Source organism: Rhodospirillaceae bacterium (assembly GCA_018660465.1).
Classification (GTDB): domain Bacteria; phylum Pseudomonadota; class Alphaproteobacteria; order Rhodospirillales; family JABJKH01; genus JABJKH01.
Map to the genome: position 1 here is coordinate 48,687 of JABJKH010000008.1, position 17,490 is coordinate 66,176.

Below are 17,490 nucleotides of genomic sequence, written 5' to 3' on the forward strand. Positions count from 1 at the left end.
TCGAAAAAATACGACGGCAGACCAAAATTCTGACAGACTTTTCGTATCATAGCGCGTGATTTGCATTTTAGTATTAATTTAAAACAAAAATTTTTGAGTGTTTAAATCGGAGCAATATATACAACCAGAGTTAGTTCGAGATATGTGCCCTCAATAGAATGTTGCCAGTAGAAACAACGTATTGATTTAACTTTACCATGAAAATTTATTCGACTGTTCTATCCGCGTCACCTTATTTATTCGACTCCCTCCGCATAGCGCTGCTCCAGTTCTTGTATTTCAGACAATCCCAGGACTTCGTGGTATTCATCGAAGCTGGCAAGGCCGTCTTTTACCGCAGCCAGACTGCCATCCCGATGCAACGCCTCTAAGGTCTGGCGAATTGCAGGAATGAGGGACATCACGACAGCGGTTGGGAAGATGCCGAGCTTGATTCCCATGGCTTCCAGTTCCTCAGGCGAGGCCACCGGCGTGCGGCCGCTGCTGTCGAGAATGGCCAACAACGGCGCGCCCAGGACCTTAGCTTTCTTAAAATCCTGGGCCTCCATCGGCGGGCCGAACATCAACATATCCGCACCGGCAGCGTAATAGGCTTCTGCCCGTTCCAGGGCCGCATCCAGCCCATCAACAGCGATTGCATCCGTACGCGCTATAATAAGAAAATCTGGGTCTTGCCGGGCGTCAACGGCGGCCTTGATCTTGCCTTCCATTTCCGCCGTCGGTATCAACACCTTTCCCTGAAAGTGGCCGCATTTTTTGGGCGATGCCTGATCTTCCATATGGAACCCAGCAACACCTGCACGTTCAAATTCCCGGATTGTACGCTGCACATTCAACGCGTTGCCGTATCCTGTATCCGCGTCAACCACCAAAGGCAGCCCTGCGGCATCAACGATACGCGCTGCACTGTCGGCCATTTCCGTCAACGTCAAGAGCCCGACATCAGGTGTTCCCAACCGAACCGCTGTGGTCGCATTGCCACCCATGAAAATCGCCCGAAAGCCCACGTCACGCGCCAATTTGGCAGACAGCGCATCGACCACGCCGGGGGCCAGGGTAACCCCTGGATTGTTGAGAAGGCGGCGTAATTGGGCGGTGAAACGGTCGGCCATGGCGTGCGATTCCTTATACATTTCTTAAACATCCTCAGCCAAACTGAAGTCTATTGATTGATAGGCAATCAAACGTGGATTTTCGACTTGGCCAATTCCGATAATGATACCGAAAACGACACCACTAAAAAAGACGCCATTGCCGTCGCACTCCGCTATGAACCGGATAGCGAATATGCGCCCAAGGTCGTGGCTGGTGGTCGGGGATCTGTGGCCGAACAAATCCTGGAAATTGCCTTTGCGAATGGCATTAAGGTCCGTGAAGACCAGGACCTGGCCGAAGTTCTTAGCAGTATTGATATCGATTCAGAAATTCCAGTGGAGGCCTTCGCGGCCGTCGCTGAGATTTTAATCTACGTATACCGTGCCAACGGCGGCGAACTTAAAGCCCCAGAAATGGAAAGCACGGAAATGGAAAACCCGGAAACGGAAAACCAAGACCCCGAACCAGGAGACCCTGCTTCATGATGAACACAGAAACATCCAACACCGAAACCGTTGACCAGGCCATGATCGAAAAAGAAATCGGCAAAGTATCGGCCTTCATCGACACCGCCCGCAAACACATCAAGGAGGATAAGATGGTTGACGTGGTCGCGTTAGAGGAAAAGGTCAGATCGCTCTGCAGTAAGGTGAAGGATTCCAGCGATAAAGATTCCGAAAGCGTTCGCCCGGCGATCATTAAAATCCGCGAGGATCTAGACAGATTGGACAAAGAATTAACGCGGCAGTTTAAAAGGGTCACCGCAAGCATGGCCGGCTCCACCCGCAACCATGCGACGGCAGCCTATGCCAAATCCGGCGACGATGTTTAAGGCCCCGAGCTAAACTTTCGGTAAGACCACCGTCATGGACCTCAATTCCTCAGAATATTTTTACGTCTTTCTCGCCCTGCTTTTTGTCTTAGGGCTGGTCGGCTTGCTGGCACTTATTGCGCGGCGTTTCGGACTGGGGTTTCCTGTGAGTGGACGGGCCAACAGCGCCCGTAGGCTCGCCGTTTCCGAATTGCTGCCGCTTGATTCAAAACGCCGGCTGGTGCTGTTTCGAAGAGACGGTACGGAGCATCTGGTTCTGCTAGGCACTGAGTCTGATCTTCTGATCGAATCAAACATCCAGCCACCCCAAGATACATTTGCGACGGTCTTAAACGAGACAAGCGGTCGCGTCCCGGCTATCGGTAAGGATATTAATTAATGGCGCAGGCGTTTCGGATTATTGGCATTGCTGGCCTGAAACTAATCGTCCCGGCCTTACTCATCTTGGTAGCCAGCACAGACTCTGCGTTCGCGCAGTCAGTGTCGCTGGACCTGGGCAAGGGGGCTGACTCAACCGGACGTCTCATTCAAATCGTCCTGTTGATGACGGTGCTGACTCTGGCGCCATCGATTTTGATCATGATGACGTCGTTCACACGCATCGTCATTGTCCTGTCGTTCGTTCGCACCGCCCTTGGCACACAACAGACACCGCCCAACCAAGTCCTCGTCAGCCTCGCGATGTTCCTGACATTTTTCATCATGATGCCAACGTTTGAGAAAGTGTACGACAATGGCATTCAGCCCTTAATGGAAGGTAGAATTTCCGAGGCAGATGCCTTCGAACGCTCCGCCGAACCGATCCGAGATTTCATGTTGCGTCACGTGCGGGAAAAAGATTTGGTCCTGTTCGCCGATCTTTCAGGAACCTCGGACACAGAAATCCGCAAGCAAATGCCGCTCCGGATTTTGATACCGTCGTTCATGATCAGCGAACTCCGCCGCGCATTTGAAATCGGCTTCCTGGTCTTCATCCCTTTCCTCATCATCGACATGGTCGTCGCCTCTGTGCTGATGGCCATGGGCATGATGATGCTGCCACCCATCATCATCGCCCTCCCCTTCAAGATCGTCTTCTTCGTACTGGTCGATGGCTGGTACATGATTGTCGGCAGCTTGGTGAAGAGTTTTGGCGGGGGTTAGGGGTTGTCTCTCGGCCCTCTGAGTCTAAAAAAGTTTTAATACCAAGCGCACATAACACACCCGGCCCTCCATCATTTGGCGTTTCCGAAGTTTACACTTTCGTGCTGTCCTGCCGTAACGGTTAGGCTGCCTTCACTTTTGATGCCGCGGCCTGAACCGCGCACGAGATATTGTCCGGCTGGAAGGTTTACGGTTGCCGAATTCTCGTAGGCATAGGTGACATAGCGCGCGGCCGGTTTCTTATTTGCGTCCAACGGATATACGCGCCATTGGGTGATTGCCTTGTTGTCCCAACTGATACGAATTTTTGCCGCCTTGAGATCGACATTGGTCTTAACAATCTTTCCGGCCGCGACGTTTACTTCGGTTGCGCCGCGCATGGCCCCTGCTTTGACCCGCACCAAATACCGGCCAGGTGAGACCCGGAAATCGCCAACGACACTAATGTCGGTCGAAAGTGCCTTTTGTGACGGCTTGCCATCCTTGCCGATTGGATGAATGGTCCAGTTGTTATAAGGCGAGCTTGTGTGCTGGACCCCGCCTTTGGTGAAATAGGAGCGCAAGAGAACCTGCCCGCTTGCAAGTAACAAGGTGGTGTTAACTTTTTTATTCGCGACGACATTTACCTCGGTTTTTGCCCGCAATACGCCAGCTTTGGTGGAAATTCGGTATTTCCCAGGCGCCAGCACGAAATTACCCTGATTACTGATCTCCGTCTTTACCGACTTGCCAGAAACCTTTCCGTCGGTGCCGATCGCATGCACCTGCCAAATCGGATAGGGCGGTCCCTTATAGCGGCTGCCGTCTTTGGTCGATATCGCGGTGATGACGACCCGACCCGTTGCCAGCAGTACCGCCATGCTATCGGATTGGCCCGTCTTGATGGGGACGGGCACGGTCACCTTCAAGCCGCTGACTTCAACGCCAAGACCATAAGTGCCGGGTGCCAAAATCATCGTGGTTCGGTCGTTGATATCGGAAAACGCGACCTTCTTCGACCCCGCCCGGCTGATGTTCCAGTTAGGATAGGGTGGCCCTTTATAGGCGTCGCCGCCCGCCTTCTTGATAACCCATGCGGTAAGGCGACCGGCGATCAAGGGGATGTGGTACTGTTTGCCGGATTTGGCCTCATAATTGATGACCTTCCGACCCTTTGCATTGGCATAGGAAATTTCGACGACATATCGACCGGAGGGTAATTTCGGGTTGATCAGTCGGTCCGAACCCTTTGTGGTGTAGACGACGTTTCCTGCCTTATCTGAGCCTTCGACAGCCTTCGATATTTTCCATTGGAATGCCAGTCTCGGGTACTCATCGGTTTCTCCCAACGTTGGGAAAATCGCTGTGCCCTGTTCGAACGCTGTTTTGGTTTCGGCAACCGATGCCCTGAGCGCTGCCTTCAAAGCGCCCGCATCTGTCGCGGCGAAGTATTTTCCGCCTGTGTTATCAGCAATACATTGCAGCTTACGCCGTTCTTCTTTTTTAATGTCGAAGCCGATGACATGAACGGTAAATTTTGCCCCGGCTTTTTTCAATTCTTTGGCAACGGCGCACGGGTCTGCGCCGCAATTCTCGCGCCCATCACTAATCAAAATGATCGTCGCTGGCTGCTTGGTATATTTGAGATTCTTTGCCGCCTGACGTACAGACTCCGTTAGCGGCGTCTTGCCAATAGGTTTGAGACGATTGACCGTCGAAATCATTGATTTGGGATTCAATTTTTGTGCCGGAAGCAAGTGCTCAATGTCTGAACAATCATCCTTGCGCCTGTGCCCGTAGGCGGTGAGGCCGATATAGAGGCTAGGGTCCAGATCCTTCACAACATCTTTAAAAACGTCGCGCGCCACCGCCATTTTAGAGCGGCCCTTTAAATGCGCCCGCATGCTGCCGGAAGCATCTAGAACGAGGATCATTTTTCCGGATTTCTCGTCCTTGGCCGTTTTGGGCTCTGAGTTTGTTTTGCTTGAGGGTTGCGCAACTTGTTTCTGCGGCGCGGGTAAGCCCGGCGATAGTTTCTGTACTTTTAACTTAGCCAATTCGGCAAAGACCCCCTTTGGGAACTTTTTTAGATAGGCCCGGTACATTGCCGGGTCTTTGCTGTCCTTGATAGATTGCCAAAATAACAGGTCCGCTTGCGTGATGGCTTGGGAAATTTGAAGGGGCCGCGTTTCCGAGCGGACGTGGCTAGGCACCCCTGCAAACGTCACGGCGAAAGTCAGTGCTATCGCAATTTGTAGCCTTGAATATAGTCGCATATTGCACCTCCCGAACTAACGTCAACCCAGTACCATCGACTGGGTATTAAAGGGGAGCTAAACAAATACGTCGTAATAGTAGCCGAAGTTGGGTCTCAACTAAAGTATCGAAGGTAGAGGCGGTGACTTATTCCACTATCGCTCCGGTTTACAATCAAAATGCCGGTTTAATTCGGGGCTGGTTTGTACCATAGCTCCTTGCGTGAATAGGGGGTTGCCTTGGATAGAATTGGGTTGTTGAGATAAATAATCCGGCGATTTTCCAAGTTTGAGCGTTCAATGCCTTCTTTGTGGTGGGTCATAAATATTTCATCATATCTACCATTTTTGATCAATTTGTTCAGCCCCTTTTCGAGCCGCACAGCCAGATATGGGAACTTTGGAGATACGAATAGATAAACTGGATTGGGTAAATAGAGCGCCAACGAGGGTTCGATAATCATATCTGGCATCGTTGGCGCAAACTTTTTAAGTTCCTTATATATGTTGTTGGTGCTGCGCGGAAAAAAATCAAACCGGTCAAACTCAAACATTTTGAATAGATTTTTGTACTTTACCCCCCCAGCAACGTTAAACCCAAGTTTCGTAAACGCCTTGGTTGACGTCCACTGCTGACCCCCGCCCATAACAAATTTCTGTAAATCTTCGACCGATTTAATATTGCCAAACTTAGATTTATTACGCTGTTTAATAAGTAATAATTTATAGCCTTGAATACCTTTGCGAAGCGGAATTCGAATGGGGATCGCGCGCTCTTCCCAATTATTCCGAGTTGCCGTGCTATAGACGTGAATTTCGCCGATGGAAAGTTCCTCCAAAGCGCGGCTGCGCGATAAACTGCTGTTCAATGGACGCAAGGTGTAGGGACCAAATTCATCAGCCGTCAGATTAAGGGCCTCAACCAATAATTTTCCAGGATACTGGTAGCGAAAGTCAGCCGCATCTGGTCGGGCATTTGTTTTAATAACAATTTCTGCCTGCAAAACAGACGGCAAACACAGCAAAAAAAGAAAGGAAAGCGTTAGTACGTTTCTTTTTATCACCGTATTCTCTAGAAGATTTAAGGTATGCTTTAACACAACGCCCTCACACACTTCCGAAGTTTCAGGTGCACCGTAACAATAATTTAATTTACGGTCAAAAGCCGTGAGTTTTCTAATTGTATATTTGAGAGGCGGTTGGAAGGGTTGGAAGGATTGGAAGTTTAGCGGTGGCTAGGCGACTAACGCCACATCCTTCGAGACACGGCTTCGTCGCTCCTCAGGATGAAGAAAATTTACAAATTAGATTAAACTTCATCATGAGGAGCCGCGCCCGGGGTGTGGGGCGTCCTCACAAATATAAAAGCGGCGTCTCAAAGGACACTAATAGGATTCACTCTTACTGGTCGAAACTGCTCCGCCGGATTGCGGCAAAGCGCCAGTCGGCGTCCATCCGCCTTTCCGGGCCAGCCCACTTCGTCTGGATTTTACGGCGGTCTTTGCCGTATTCAAAATTCATGTTCAAACGCGTGTAAATATCTCGGACACTTTGATAAACAGGACCAGGTTCGTTTTTTGTTTTATCTTCCATCATTAGAACTTCTCCAAGGGTTATAGGTTACAACGTTTCTGTTGTTTCCCCCGAACGTGCCGACTCTTCTGACCGGACGCCGCCCCTCATTTGTTGAGAGGCGATTAAGTGGATTATAGGGGTGAGTCATTAACATTGGCTTTATAGAGACGGTTAAAAGAGTCTTTCCCACCACTTGCAAGAGTCGAACATTCTCAGCATTATTTCCTCACGTGAAAACGCATCTCGGGGGGTGTCCGTGTTTCCGTTAGCGAGATCAATTCTTATTGTGTGTTTAGCCGCCGCTTGGTCGACGGGCGCAGAAGCTGGTATCGCCAACAAGGGCGTGCCATCGGACCGACCACGGATCGCCTTGGTGATTGGCAATAGCGCGTACAAGACGGCCCCCCTGCCTAATTCCAGCAACGATGCGCGATTGATTTCATCGACCCTAAAATCCCTCGGCTTTGATGTAGCTGAACATATCGACATCACTCGCCGCCAGATGAAACGTGCGGTTGCCGCCTTCGAAGACCGCCTGCAAAAAGCCGGGAAGAAAGCAGTCGGCGTGTTTTATTACGCCGGCCATGGCGTGCAGGTCCGGGGTAAGAACTACCTCCTTCCGGTCAATGCGGATGTAAAAAAAGAATACGAAGTCGATGACGAAGCGCTCGACGCGTCTAACGTTCTGGAAGCGATGGAGTTCGCCGGCAACGAGCTTAACTTTGTCATATTGGACGCGTGCCGCAACAACCCCTTCCCGCGCAGTTTTCGCTCCGCGACCAAAGGATTGGCGCGCATGGATGCGCCCAGTGGGACCTTGATTTCGTATTCGACCGCACCGGGAGACGTGGCAGCGGATGGCACTGAAGAAAACAGTCCTTACACCAAGGCGTTGGCATCGGCCATGGTGAAACCAGGTCTCGCTGTTGAACAGATGTTTAAAAAAGTTCGGGTCGCGGTCCGCTTCGCCACCAAGGATGAACAAACCCCTTGGGAGTCCTCCTCCTTAACCGGCGATTTTTATTTCGTGCCGGGGTCTGCTGGAACGATTGTGCCGCCCACAGCTTCCCTATTGCCGACCGACACCTCAAACACCAGCGAAGAAATCGCCTATTGGCAATCAATCCAGGCCAGCAAGGACCCCAATGATTTTGACTCCTACTTGGATCGCTACGGCAGTGAGGGTGCCTTCACCGTGTTGGCTAGAAACCGCGCTAAATTATTACGCGCACACAAGGTCGATGGCACCTCGCCTACCCAACAAGGCACCACCAGAATTAAAAGCCAACAACAACTGGCCGCCGAAGCCCTGATCCGGGGCCGCAAGATGATCGAAGAATTGGCCGAAAGTGCCAATCTTGTCATGGATAACGACAAAATTCCCTTTGGACGCAGGATCGAAAAATTCCGCGGGCTTTTAGGCGAAGTTGTCGATTTCAAACCGATGGCCCGCTTCGTGCTTCAGGACCACTACGACAGGGCCTCGCCAAAGGAATGGGAGGATTTCTACGCAACCTATAAGGAACTCTTCCTCTCGGGCTATGATTTTACCTCGGGCGAACGCTGGTCAGGTGAATACGTGGTCGAGAAAATTCGCGCCTACGGCAAAGACACCCTCGTCACCGTCCGTCTAACTCAAAACAATGAGGATCCCCTCCACGTTGCCTTTCGCGTCCGCATCAGACCCGACAGCTTCTTCGGTTATAAAATCATCGATGTCCTGGTTTCAGACCTTAGCCTACTGGTCACCCAACGCGCTGACTTCAAGCCTGCGTTAAACTCTGGCGGCATCAGACATCTGATTGCGACCCTGGAGAGAAAGTTCGGCAAGGCCGTGAAGCCGGTGGAAATTCCGTGAGGGGGAGCTTAACTCAGGGTCCTTCGAGACGCGCGATTCTCGCCCTCCTCAGGATGAGGTTTTTATTTAATTTCAAAAAATCACCTCATCCTGAAGAGCTGCGTCAGCGGCGTCTCGAAGGACGCTGAGCAAAGCCCTTACCCCCGCATCAACTTCCCAACAAACGGCGGCAGCTCAAACGCCGCCTTATGTACCTCTGGGGAATAGTAGTCAGAAGAGAACCCAGCCACCTCAACCCGAGCCTGCAAATCCTGAACTAATACCTCTTGCAAATTAGCGTCGTCCGTCGCCCATCCTAATACCATGAAGCCGCCGACATAACTCGGCACGACCGTGAGATAAAACGACACATCCGCGAACAGGGGCGTTAATCGCTGGTACGTCGTCGTCACCTCATCAGGTTGGAAAAACGGCACACCGTTCTGAGTCACCAAAATCCCACCCGGCGCAAGACAGCGTTTACAATCCGCATAAAATGCCTCGGTGAAGAGAACTTCGCCAGGACCTATCGGATCGGTTGAATCGACAAGGATCACATCGAAGGATTGTGCAGGGCTCTCGGCCATGTACGTCACTCCGTCGGCAATCACCACGTCAGTCCGCGCATCATCAAACGCGCCTGCGCTCAACATCGGCATGTGTTCAAGGCAGGCATCGATCACGCTGCGATCTAACTCCACAAGGGTCACAGATTTAACTCCCTTATGATGCAATACCTCCCGCAACACCCCACCGTCACCGCCGCCAACAATCAAAACACGACTGGCACTTCCATGCGCAAACAGCGGCACATGAGCCAGCATCTCATGATAGCAGGCCTCATCCTTCTCGGTCGTCTGAATAACCCCATCAAGCGCCAAAACCCGCCCAAACCGAGGATTATCAAAAATAACCAAATCTTGAAACTCAGACCGGTCTCGATGAACAACCCGGCTCATTTCAAAGCGCTGAGCATAACCATGGTTCAGCCGACTCAGATGCAAATCCTCATCAAACCAGTCCATTAGGGGGATACCTCCAACATGTGGGCACAATATGTTAGAGCTTTCTGATTGGCAAAAGAATAGGGGGGAGAGCCCATTCTCTAGAGGGTATTTCTTGCCTTCTCCTTGCTAAAGCGATGCGAAGGATTTGTTAAACTCCCAAGTGCAAAAGGCAAGACTTGACCCCGCACTTACGATTAGAGAACCTGATCCCGTGCTATTTTTGTAAAATAACAAACGCGTGCCGACCCCGGAGAGAACTTTGGATCCGGCGATATTTTTAGATGGCTTAGGAGAATTGACATGAAGGATGCGAATAGAGACCTTAGCCCCTTATATTTCTGGAAATTGAATGGAGGTGCCAAGAGACGTTCCCACCTGTTCAACACAGCTTTCAAATATGCGCTTTTTGGCTTATTTGCGTTTGTTATCGCCTCCCCTCTGTTTCCAGTTCCGAGCCGGAGTGAGGAAATTAAAGTCAAGGTTACGGATTTGACTCGAGAAGATTTCCGCGTTCGCCTGTTCCTCTATGAAAGAGTAATAGGGCGGTCTATTTGGACGGTTTCTCTCCAATGGTCACCGCGAGTGGCAACCATATGGAACGAACTGACCGATCTCTATATTTCTCATACTGGAGAAAGTTACAAAAGATCGAGCTATATGACTGATGCTGTACAAGTCGAAGGTGACGATGTCTGGTCATCAAATGAATTTTATCTGAAGTTCAAGACCTGGAGCGGAAAGGAAATCGGACCTTTTAAATATAATTTGGATTATCGGAAATTCGCTCAAGAATATAAACTGAAATATTAAATGACAATTTTGATTCCTTAGTCCCAATAAAATTTGGGTTGCAGGTATATCTCATCTACCCGATCAGGCTTCGAGTCGCGCTGCCTCAAGATGAAGAGGGCGGGTGAAGTTGCTTCATAATACTGAAGCTTCAACTCCCCCTACCTCACCCCTCTCTTCTGCTCCGACACATTCAGTTTATCAGGAGAAAAAAAATCGCGGATTTTGGGGATGGAATTGTAGGGATCACACGCGCCGCACATGAAGATGTCGATGGCGGCGAAATTTCGTTCTGGCCAGGTGTGGATGCTGATGTGGGATTCTGCGAGCACGACGACGCCGGAGACGCCGCCGCCGCTTTCGAAGCGGTGGATGTGGGCATGCAGTACTGTTGCGCCTGCTGCTTCTGCCGCAGCAGAGAGGACTTGTTCGATCTGATCCGGGTCCTCAAGGTTGTTGGCACCCCATAGGTCGAGCAACAGGTGAGAGCCTGCAAAGGTCAGGCCGTCTTGCTCAACGAAATAGTCATCGCTTACTATTCTTGCTGTATTTTGGGGCAATTGGGTATTGATCCGGGCCATCTGCCACACACTCCTAAATCAGGATACGAGATTTAGGGGATATAGGCGGGGGGTGGCAAGCGAATTGGCGACTTTGGGACTAATTAATTCCGCTTAGATTGCCCTGCTTCAAACGTTCTTTATAGGCTGCCATGAAGGTGGTGAATTTTTCCGCGTCCTTCACCTTTCCAGCGATGGTCCGATAGTCGATCAAGGCGCCTGTTTGCGGAGTAGCAATCAGGCGGAAGGCATCGCCGTAGGACGTCACATTCATCGCCGGACCAAAATCACGACGGATGCGGCTGGTGGCGCGCTCATTGCCGCTTAGGGTCATCGAAATTGCCAGATTCAAAACATAGCGCCCCTGTTCGTCAGTCAGTGGTTCATCTGGCTTGGCCTTAAGCTGGCGCAACAATCGGCGCAGGACCTGCGATGCGTTGGCCCAGTCTTTCCCAGTCCAAAAAATTTCGATGCGGAGTAAATTGGCGTTGATGCTTTTGTCTTTTTTCAGCAGTTGCAAGGCCGCCGTATCAAGCTTCATCCCCATCAGCGCCCGCGCCCGAAGGTGGCGGCGTTCTTCGGCTAATTCTTTTGATATATTTGGCTCATCGGTTGAAGACAGCACATTTCGGGCCTTGGCATATCGCCGGTCCATCAAATTAATAACGGAAAGTCGAGCGCCGACACGCGCCTTCTCCTCGCCTTTAAGCCGGAATTTGATCTGGTCTTCTAGTAGTTTTGCCCCTTCCGGTAATAGATCCACATTAACCATGCGGTCCGCCAACTTGCGGATCATTTCATCGCCTTGAGCACCGACGGGTGTCAGTTCCTTAAACTCGTCGAACAGCGCAATTGCAGTGACCGGCGGCAGAGAGTCGGCGGCACTGTTTAAATATAATTCGGCGAAAGCATCGGTCATTTCCTGGGTGACTTCCTTGGCTTTATTGATTTCCCGGAAATGAGTCGCTGCTTGCTTCAGCGTCCGCAACCCGTTTCGGAAATTGCCGTCTTCCATATAAAGCCGTCCCAACCGGCGCAGCAGGTTGAATTCGAATTCATCCCCCCGCCAGGCAAAGCGGAGCTTTTCCAATTCATCGATGGTTTCACCGCGGGAAATATTCTTAAGCTTCAGCAATAGTTCGGCGCGTGCAACAGCAGCACGGGCACGGGTCGGCCGATGCGGGCCTTTCATCGCGGTTTCCCATTCAGCCACTGCGTTTTCAAAATCCCCGGACAATTCCATGAACCGGCCCTTGGTAAAACTGAGTTGCCCCTTGATGCCGGGCTTGAGATTTTCCTCGGCTTCGACAACGTCCATAAACCGCTTGGAAATACGAATATCGCCGACATCGATCGCAGCTTCGGCAATGAGAAGACTCAGGGGGTACTTTAATTCTACTGGGTAGGGCCGGGTAATTCCCGCTAATCGACGCAGGTTAAGCGATGCCTGTTTTCTATCCCCCATCGTTCCGCTAACCGCTGAGCGCCAGAACTTTCCTTCGTCATATTCATCAATACTTTTGTGATTCACATCGGCCTGCGCTTCAGTAAATCGACCCAGCATATAATTCCCAATTCCGCGCATCAGCATGAATTCTGGGTCTTTCGTTGCTGCAGGTCTGTCTTTCTCGATCACTCGCATCATGCCAATGACTTCGGCTCCGAACCCATTGGCCATATAGAAACGCGCCAAATCCAACCGAGCGTCTTCCTTCTTAAGACCTTTCTTGCGCGTGATCGTGTATTGCAGTTTTCGTCTGTCTCGGGTGAAAGATTTAACCTTCACGTTCCGCCATTTCTTAAAATCCAACAATCGCGTCAAAGATCGAAGACCACCACTTTTAGAGCCCGCTGCAGCGGCTTTGGAAACTTTAGAAATGAGCAGTTTTCCGGGGCTGCTGATTTCTACCCCTTGGCGGAGCGAACGAACCCGAATGTTGTCTGCCCAAGGCCGCACGACCACCCCTTGGCTGGACGGAAGCAGTTGAAGCTGCGGATACATATATCGTTTAACCACGCCGTTCCCCAAAGGTACGACAGGCACCACAACCAGGCTGTCACCGACCTCTGGGTCCGTAACGACAACTGGGTCGCCTGGTTCTTGAACAGGCATAAAAATGCGGGCGCCGATGGGGGAGTTTGGCTGAGCCTTTGCATCGATGGCTTTGTTAACTTGCAGGCTTTGCTTCTTGAAATCAAAAATCCAAGCAAACCCATCGCGTTTGAGGGTCGGATTTATGCCTGAAACTGCGACCAAGCGCAGAACGGTTCCGTTTTGTGACGGGATAAGGTCGATGCTGCGGATTGCATTACCCCCTGCGGCGCGGAGGGCATCTAAATTTAATCCCTGGGCCTTGCGGTCAAATACGATCCAAAGCGCCCCTGCCCGCGGGAACACAGCCGCCGCAACTGGCTCTTCCCAATCCACTCGAAGCGATACGGTACCGGCGGCAAGTTTCATTTGCTCGGCTGGGGTGAGGGCCTTTGGCGGGTTCTTTTTAGCCGTTGTTGAACTTGCTGGTTTGGCGGGAGTAGGTGCCGGCGGCGGTGCCGTTTTTCCACGTTTTCCGCCTTCGGTAATTTTAATACCTTTACCGGGCGTCAAGGCCATGGGCTTCCCAGGTTTGGGTGGACCTGATTTTTTGGTCGCTGCTTTTGCAGGCGGCTGCTTCGGTGCATTTTTTGGTGCCGCTGCAAGCTGAGCTGGTTTCTTTGTTATTTTTTTCTTTGGTTTCGTCACCGGTTTAGCGGCTGGCTTTGCGGTAGGCTTCTTAGCAGGTAAAGCCTTCGCCGTTTTGACGGGCGATTTAGAATCAGCCGTCCGGGTCCCTGGTGCCATCACATCGACGACCACCTTAGACCCGGCTAGAAAATGGCGAACCTTTGATGTTTCGGGGACTTTTAAGGTGACGACGGGGCCCTTATTTCCAGCACCAGTGCGGATGCTTTTTACAAACTTCGGTGGCCGACGACCAACCGATCCCAAATTAATTTGGGCCGGGCTTTGGAACGCTATGGTTGCTGTATCGCCACTTTGCGTGAACGTATATTTCACCTTGCGCGGCCAATCGAAAACCACACGGCTATATTTGGCATGCTGACCCTTGCGGACCTTAATCGACAAACCACCCGACGAAGACGGGGATACTGAAGGTGGCGCAGACGAGGTCGCGGAGGCGCTTTTCTTAGCCTTTTTGGGTGTCGGTTGTGGCTTTGCAGCCTCGGTTGCTTTTGGCGCTTCGTCAATTAGGTCGACAACTACAGCTGTGCCAGAATCAAAACTACGCAAGCCAAACTTTCTCGTGAGCGCAAAAGTGACCGTGCGCTCGTCCGGTCCCGGCTGAACACCGCCGATGTATTTTTTTAGTGCACCGATGGCCCTGCTGTAATTGGCAACAATTGGGCGGCCAAATTGAATGACCAGGCGATTGCCGGAAATTCTTGCCGAATATTGTACGGGCGCGGGCCAATTAAAGACCAATCGCCCATAACCTTGATGGGGTGCAGACTTAACCGGCACTTGGTCGGCGTGAACGCCCGCACCGGCCGACAGCAAAACTATCGCTGTCAGCGCAATCCCCAGAACCCGACGGGCCAGAATCCGATAGGTCAGAACCCGATAGGCCGGAACCTGATAGGTCAGAACCTGATGAAAATACCTATTCTTCATCTGTCCTCCCTATTGTCGGCATGACGACAATATCCACCCGACGCCCCAAGGCGCGTCTTTCCTGATCAGGTAAATCCGGCAAGTAGCTAAATCGCCCATCCGCATAGCCGAAGGCGCTCAAATTTTCGGTGTAGCCCGATTGACGGAGCGTATTTGCCACCGACACCGCACGCGCCAGTGACAGCTCCCATTTAGAGGCATAGGTACCGCCTGTAACCTTCCCCGGTTCGGAATGCCCATTGACGATAACTTTATTGCCGATGTGGCGAAGTGCGCCGCCTAAATTAGAGATCGCCTGCTTGGCACTTTCGGTCAAATTTGCCAGACCGCCAGAAAATAACAAGTCACCAGGAATGGAAATGATCATCCGGTCTTCAAGTCGGATCAACTGCGCTTGTGCAAGGAATGCATCTTTACTGACCGCTTCCGTCAAAACCGATGTTAGGTAATCGAGATTGATCGCCTGTTTGCGAAAAATTCCAGAGATATTGAATTGCGCCGTGGCTTTGGCTTCCGTCTGAGTACTGTTTGGTCGCAGGCTCTGTGAGAGGGCGTCGGTAATCGATTTCCATTTGTCGACCGTTACGTTCGACATTGAAAACAGCAGCACGAAGAATGTCAGCATCAGCGCGACCAAGTCGGTGAAGATCACCATCCAGGCGAAACTTCGATGCTGGGGCTTGATATCGCCGATATTTGCCCCACGATTTGCCCCGGGATTATGTAACTGAGATACGGACATTACGGTGTATCTCCTTTAGCAGTGGGATTTTGACGTTCTTTAAAATTGATCGTCAGGTCCTCCTGGCTTCGTGTGAAGAACCAGAATTTTACCACATCTACATCGCCTGGTTCCACACCGACGGCAACGGCATCGGGGGGCGCGCCACGTCGCAGCATCTCGCGCGCAAAAACGTCTGCGCGTTCAACCTCAAGCGTCCGACCAAGCGGGAAGTTTCCATCTTTGTCCATCCTGGCACCAAGGACAAATTCCAGATCATGGTGAGTGCCTTCAGGCCGCCCCGCCAAGGCACTGACGAGTCGTTCCATCAAGTCTTCCTGCACAGGTTTGAGCTTAGACTGCCCAGGCACGAATAAAACATCGGTCGGGACTTTAATCAGCATCACCCGACCGGGTTGAACCGATTCGACCTTCGCAACCTGTAATGAGGTTGCGAACATGCCGGTGATTTCTTCTTGGAATGCCTGGCCCGCTTCTATGCCGCTATCTTCAGACGATGTGGCGATCTCTTCATTGCTGGGCAGGACGGTACTAAACACCGCCGTCAGGCTTTGCATTGCCAGCTTCGATTTAACATCTTCCAAAGTCGAAATGCTGACCAGCATGATAAAAAATGCGAGGACGAGCAGGTATAAGGCCAGGAAGAGAAACAGCGTACTGCGACTGTGCCCCCCCGCTTCGACGTGCCCTGTGTATTCTAATTCGGACATAACGCCACTCCCCACGACACCCCCAAGCGGCGCATCAACCGCCACCATCCTCGTCACCAGGGCTCGGCAGTTGGCGCAAACGCGAAAGCTCTACGGTAATTTCTGTGGCCTTTTTGGGATTCATTTTGGCCATGATTGGTGCCAGTTTACGCTCACTCATTTTCTCAACCACGAGCATCAACGTATTGATTTCTAATTCCTGAAAAATGCGTGCGGCATCTTTCGGCTTCATATTCTGATAAATCTTGACCATCTTGTCGGTTTTCTTTTGCTGCTCTTGATCGTGCGCAGCGAGCAGGTTCTCGATGGTCCTCTCAATTGCTTTCAATTCGCGGATTTTCTTGTCGATCCGAGTTTCAGCTGCCTTCATTAAAGCAACCCGCATATCTAATTCTTTCGCGCGCCCATCTAAAACATCGCGCCTTTCGGCAAGTTTTTGCAGCAGGTCAATTTCTGCCTGAGTCAGCAACGTCGGGTCTTTGGAAAGTAGGCCCGCTTGGCTCGGGTCACCCGCCATTCTTCCATCATCACCACCAGAACTCCCTGGTGCAGGTTGGCTGCCTTCTTCCAATTGAATCGTTGATGGTTTTGCTGTTGCGGGTTTGGCAGCCGCTGCCGGTTGTTTTGGTTGGGGTTTCTCTTTTGGCTTTTCCTGGGCGACAGCATCGGAAACAGAGATGCTCCCGTTCATCATCACGTCCACGCCTTCCCAGATGTTGCCGATTTTAACCGTTAACATTAAAACGGCGGCAAATATCGTAATTGGCAAAAAGCGAATTTTTGAAATTAAGTTCGTCATGACATCCTCAAGACGCTAATCAACGTGCTGCTTGCAAGGCTTTTAAAAGTTCCCGCTCGGCTTCGGCTCGAGTATCATCCGCCTCAGACGAATTGTCCTGAGTTGGTTGAGAGCCTTCCTTCACCGATTGAGCCCCCGTATTTTCCTCTGGCTTTGCGGGGTTATCTGTCTGTGGCCGAGGCGAGATATCGCCGTGCTTACGCGCTGTTCGGACTGTATCTTCCAATCGATCTGCAGCAGACCCGCCACGATCAATTAAAAAGACCAAGTCGTCTCTTAGCGACTGCGCCTTATCGACACGCTGTTGCAATTGCTCGGCTGTGTTTTTCAGCTTCCCAACACCTTCTTCAGCCCGAAGCGTCGCATTTGCAAAGGTTGATGCCAACTTTTCCAAGTCTTCTTTATCCTGGCGGAGCATTCCCAACCGCTTATTAAGAGACATTGCATAGCCGATGGTGATGACCAACAGGACAGCAAGCAACAAATCGAGCATTAAG

Annotated in this window: 17 protein-coding genes; 6 read left to right on the forward strand and 11 right to left on the reverse strand. The window is 51.3% G+C overall.

What is annotated here, in order from left to right:
- Positions 1 to 236: 236 nt before the first annotated feature.
- On the reverse strand, positions 237 to 1,112 hold the full coding sequence (locus tag HOM51_01550; protein MBT5033180.1) for a carboxyvinyl-carboxyphosphonate phosphorylmutase: 876 nt from the start codon (positions 1,110 to 1,112) through the stop codon (positions 237 to 239).
- Between the two features lie 138 nt (positions 1,113 to 1,250).
- Between HOM51_01550 and HOM51_01555 the strand changes: the two genes are divergently transcribed.
- From HOM51_01555 to fliP, 4 genes are read left to right on the forward strand one after another with little or no spacing between them, the layout of a single operon-like run.
- The gene (locus tag HOM51_01555) at positions 1,251 to 1,580 is read left to right on the forward strand and encodes a flagellar protein FhlB (GenBank protein MBT5033181.1); all 330 of its coding nucleotides are present in this window, start codon (positions 1,251 to 1,253) and stop codon (positions 1,578 to 1,580) included.
- Positions 1,577 to 1,927, forward strand: coding sequence for a hypothetical protein (locus HOM51_01560; protein ID MBT5033182.1), 351 nt, complete (start codon positions 1,577 to 1,579; stop codon positions 1,925 to 1,927). The genes HOM51_01555 and HOM51_01560 overlap by 4 nt, the downstream gene beginning before the upstream one ends.
- 34 nt (positions 1,928 to 1,961) lie before the next feature.
- The gene (locus tag HOM51_01565) at positions 1,962 to 2,306 is read left to right on the forward strand and encodes a hypothetical protein (protein ID MBT5033183.1); all 345 of its coding nucleotides are present in this window, start codon (positions 1,962 to 1,964) and stop codon (positions 2,304 to 2,306) included.
- Positions 2,306 to 3,070, forward strand: coding sequence for a flagellar type III secretion system pore protein FliP (gene fliP, locus HOM51_01570; protein MBT5033184.1), 765 nt, complete (start codon positions 2,306 to 2,308; stop codon positions 3,068 to 3,070). The genes HOM51_01565 and fliP overlap by 1 nt, the downstream gene beginning before the upstream one ends.
- Positions 3,071 to 3,141: 71 nt before the next feature.
- On the opposite strand, the gene HOM51_01575 is transcribed toward fliP, so the two are convergent.
- The 3 genes from HOM51_01575 to HOM51_01585 form a co-directional block, all read right to left on the reverse strand.
- A complete protein-coding gene (locus HOM51_01575) occupies positions 3,142 to 5,325 on the reverse strand; it encodes a VWA domain-containing protein (protein MBT5033185.1) in 2,184 nt (727 codons plus the stop codon).
- Positions 5,326 to 5,492: 167 nt separating this feature from the next.
- Positions 5,493 to 6,368, reverse strand: a complete 876-nt coding sequence (locus tag HOM51_01580) for a hypothetical protein (protein MBT5033186.1) — start codon at positions 6,366 to 6,368, stop codon at positions 5,493 to 5,495.
- Positions 6,369 to 6,705: 337 nt separating this feature from the next.
- Positions 6,706 to 6,900 (reverse strand): hypothetical protein, encoded by a 195-nt coding sequence (locus tag HOM51_01585; GenBank protein ID MBT5033187.1) that lies wholly within the window; start codon positions 6,898 to 6,900, stop codon positions 6,706 to 6,708.
- A 235-nt stretch (positions 6,901 to 7,135) separates the two neighbouring features.
- Here HOM51_01585 and HOM51_01590 point away from each other — a divergent pair, with 235 nt between their 5' ends.
- Positions 7,136 to 8,737 carry a CHAT domain-containing protein gene (locus HOM51_01590; GenBank protein ID MBT5033188.1) on the forward strand — a complete coding sequence of 534 codons (1,602 nt, stop codon included), beginning with the start codon at positions 7,136 to 7,138 and terminating at the stop codon, positions 8,735 to 8,737.
- 137 nt (positions 8,738 to 8,874) lie between these two features.
- On the opposite strand, the gene speE is transcribed toward HOM51_01590, so the two are convergent.
- Positions 8,875 to 9,741, reverse strand: a complete 867-nt coding sequence (gene speE, locus HOM51_01595; protein MBT5033189.1) for a polyamine aminopropyltransferase — start codon at positions 9,739 to 9,741, stop codon at positions 8,875 to 8,877.
- A 282-nt stretch (positions 9,742 to 10,023) separates the two neighbouring features.
- On the opposite strand from speE, the gene HOM51_01600 reads away from it, so the two are divergent.
- Positions 10,024 to 10,533, forward strand: coding sequence for a hypothetical protein (locus HOM51_01600; GenBank protein MBT5033190.1), 510 nt, complete (start codon positions 10,024 to 10,026; stop codon positions 10,531 to 10,533).
- 140 nt (positions 10,534 to 10,673) lie between these two features.
- Here the strand turns inward: HOM51_01600 and speD are convergent, their stop codons facing one another.
- The 6 genes from speD to HOM51_01630 form a co-directional block, all read right to left on the reverse strand.
- Positions 10,674 to 11,093, reverse strand: a complete 420-nt coding sequence (gene speD / locus HOM51_01605) for an adenosylmethionine decarboxylase (protein ID MBT5033191.1) — start codon at positions 11,091 to 11,093, stop codon at positions 10,674 to 10,676.
- Between the two features lie 79 nt (positions 11,094 to 11,172).
- The gene (locus tag HOM51_01610) at positions 11,173 to 14,742 is read right to left on the reverse strand and encodes a hypothetical protein (GenBank protein ID MBT5033192.1); all 3,570 of its coding nucleotides are present in this window, start codon (positions 14,740 to 14,742) and stop codon (positions 11,173 to 11,175) included.
- Positions 14,732 to 15,484, reverse strand: coding sequence for an OmpA family protein (locus HOM51_01615; protein MBT5033193.1), 753 nt, complete (start codon positions 15,482 to 15,484; stop codon positions 14,732 to 14,734). The genes HOM51_01610 and HOM51_01615 overlap by 11 nt, the downstream gene beginning before the upstream one ends.
- Positions 15,484 to 16,194, reverse strand: a complete 711-nt coding sequence (locus HOM51_01620; GenBank protein ID MBT5033194.1) for a hypothetical protein — start codon at positions 16,192 to 16,194, stop codon at positions 15,484 to 15,486. Before HOM51_01620 ends, HOM51_01615 begins: the two co-directional genes overlap by 1 nt.
- A gap of 34 nt (positions 16,195 to 16,228) precedes the next feature.
- Positions 16,229 to 16,993, reverse strand: coding sequence for a hypothetical protein (locus HOM51_01625; GenBank protein ID MBT5033195.1), 765 nt, complete (start codon positions 16,991 to 16,993; stop codon positions 16,229 to 16,231).
- A 19-nt stretch (positions 16,994 to 17,012) separates the two neighbouring features.
- Positions 17,013 to 17,486, reverse strand: a complete 474-nt coding sequence (locus HOM51_01630) for a hypothetical protein (protein ID MBT5033196.1) — start codon at positions 17,484 to 17,486, stop codon at positions 17,013 to 17,015.
- Positions 17,487 to 17,490 lie beyond the last annotated feature (4 nt).

Bases quoted from the DNA above. Each gene is read 5' to 3' on its own strand.
- HOM51_01550 (MBT5033180.1), bottom strand. From the start codon at position 1,112: ATGGCCGACCGTTTCACCGCCCAATTACGCCGCCTTCTCAACAATCCA.
- HOM51_01560 (MBT5033182.1), top strand. From the start codon at position 1,577: ATGATGAACACAGAAACATCCAACACCGAAACCGTTGACCAGGCCATG.
- HOM51_01565 (MBT5033183.1), top strand. From the start codon at position 1,962: ATGGACCTCAATTCCTCAGAATATTTTTACGTCTTTCTCGCCCTGCTT.
- fliP (MBT5033184.1), top strand. From the start codon at position 2,306: ATGGCGCAGGCGTTTCGGATTATTGGCATTGCTGGCCTGAAACTAATC.
- HOM51_01575 (MBT5033185.1), bottom strand. From the start codon at position 5,325: ATGCGACTATATTCAAGGCTACAAATTGCGATAGCACTGACTTTCGCC.
- HOM51_01585 (MBT5033187.1), bottom strand. From the start codon at position 6,900: ATGATGGAAGATAAAACAAAAAACGAACCTGGTCCTGTTTATCAAAGT.
- speE (MBT5033189.1), bottom strand. From the start codon at position 9,741: ATGGACTGGTTTGATGAGGATTTGCATCTGAGTCGGCTGAACCATGGT.
- HOM51_01600 (MBT5033190.1), top strand. From the start codon at position 10,024: ATGAAGGATGCGAATAGAGACCTTAGCCCCTTATATTTCTGGAAATTG.
- speD (MBT5033191.1), bottom strand. From the start codon at position 11,093: ATGGCCCGGATCAATACCCAATTGCCCCAAAATACAGCAAGAATAGTA.
- HOM51_01610 (MBT5033192.1), bottom strand. From the start codon at position 14,742: ATGAAGAATAGGTATTTTCATCAGGTTCTGACCTATCAGGTTCCGGCC.
- HOM51_01615 (MBT5033193.1), bottom strand. From the start codon at position 15,484: ATGTCCGTATCTCAGTTACATAATCCCGGGGCAAATCGTGGGGCAAAT.
- HOM51_01620 (MBT5033194.1), bottom strand. From the start codon at position 16,194: ATGTCCGAATTAGAATACACAGGGCACGTCGAAGCGGGGGGGCACAGT.
- HOM51_01625 (MBT5033195.1), bottom strand. From the start codon at position 16,993: ATGACGAACTTAATTTCAAAAATTCGCTTTTTGCCAATTACGATATTT.
- HOM51_01630 (MBT5033196.1), bottom strand. From the start codon at position 17,486: ATGCTCGATTTGTTGCTTGCTGTCCTGTTGGTCATCACCATCGGCTAT.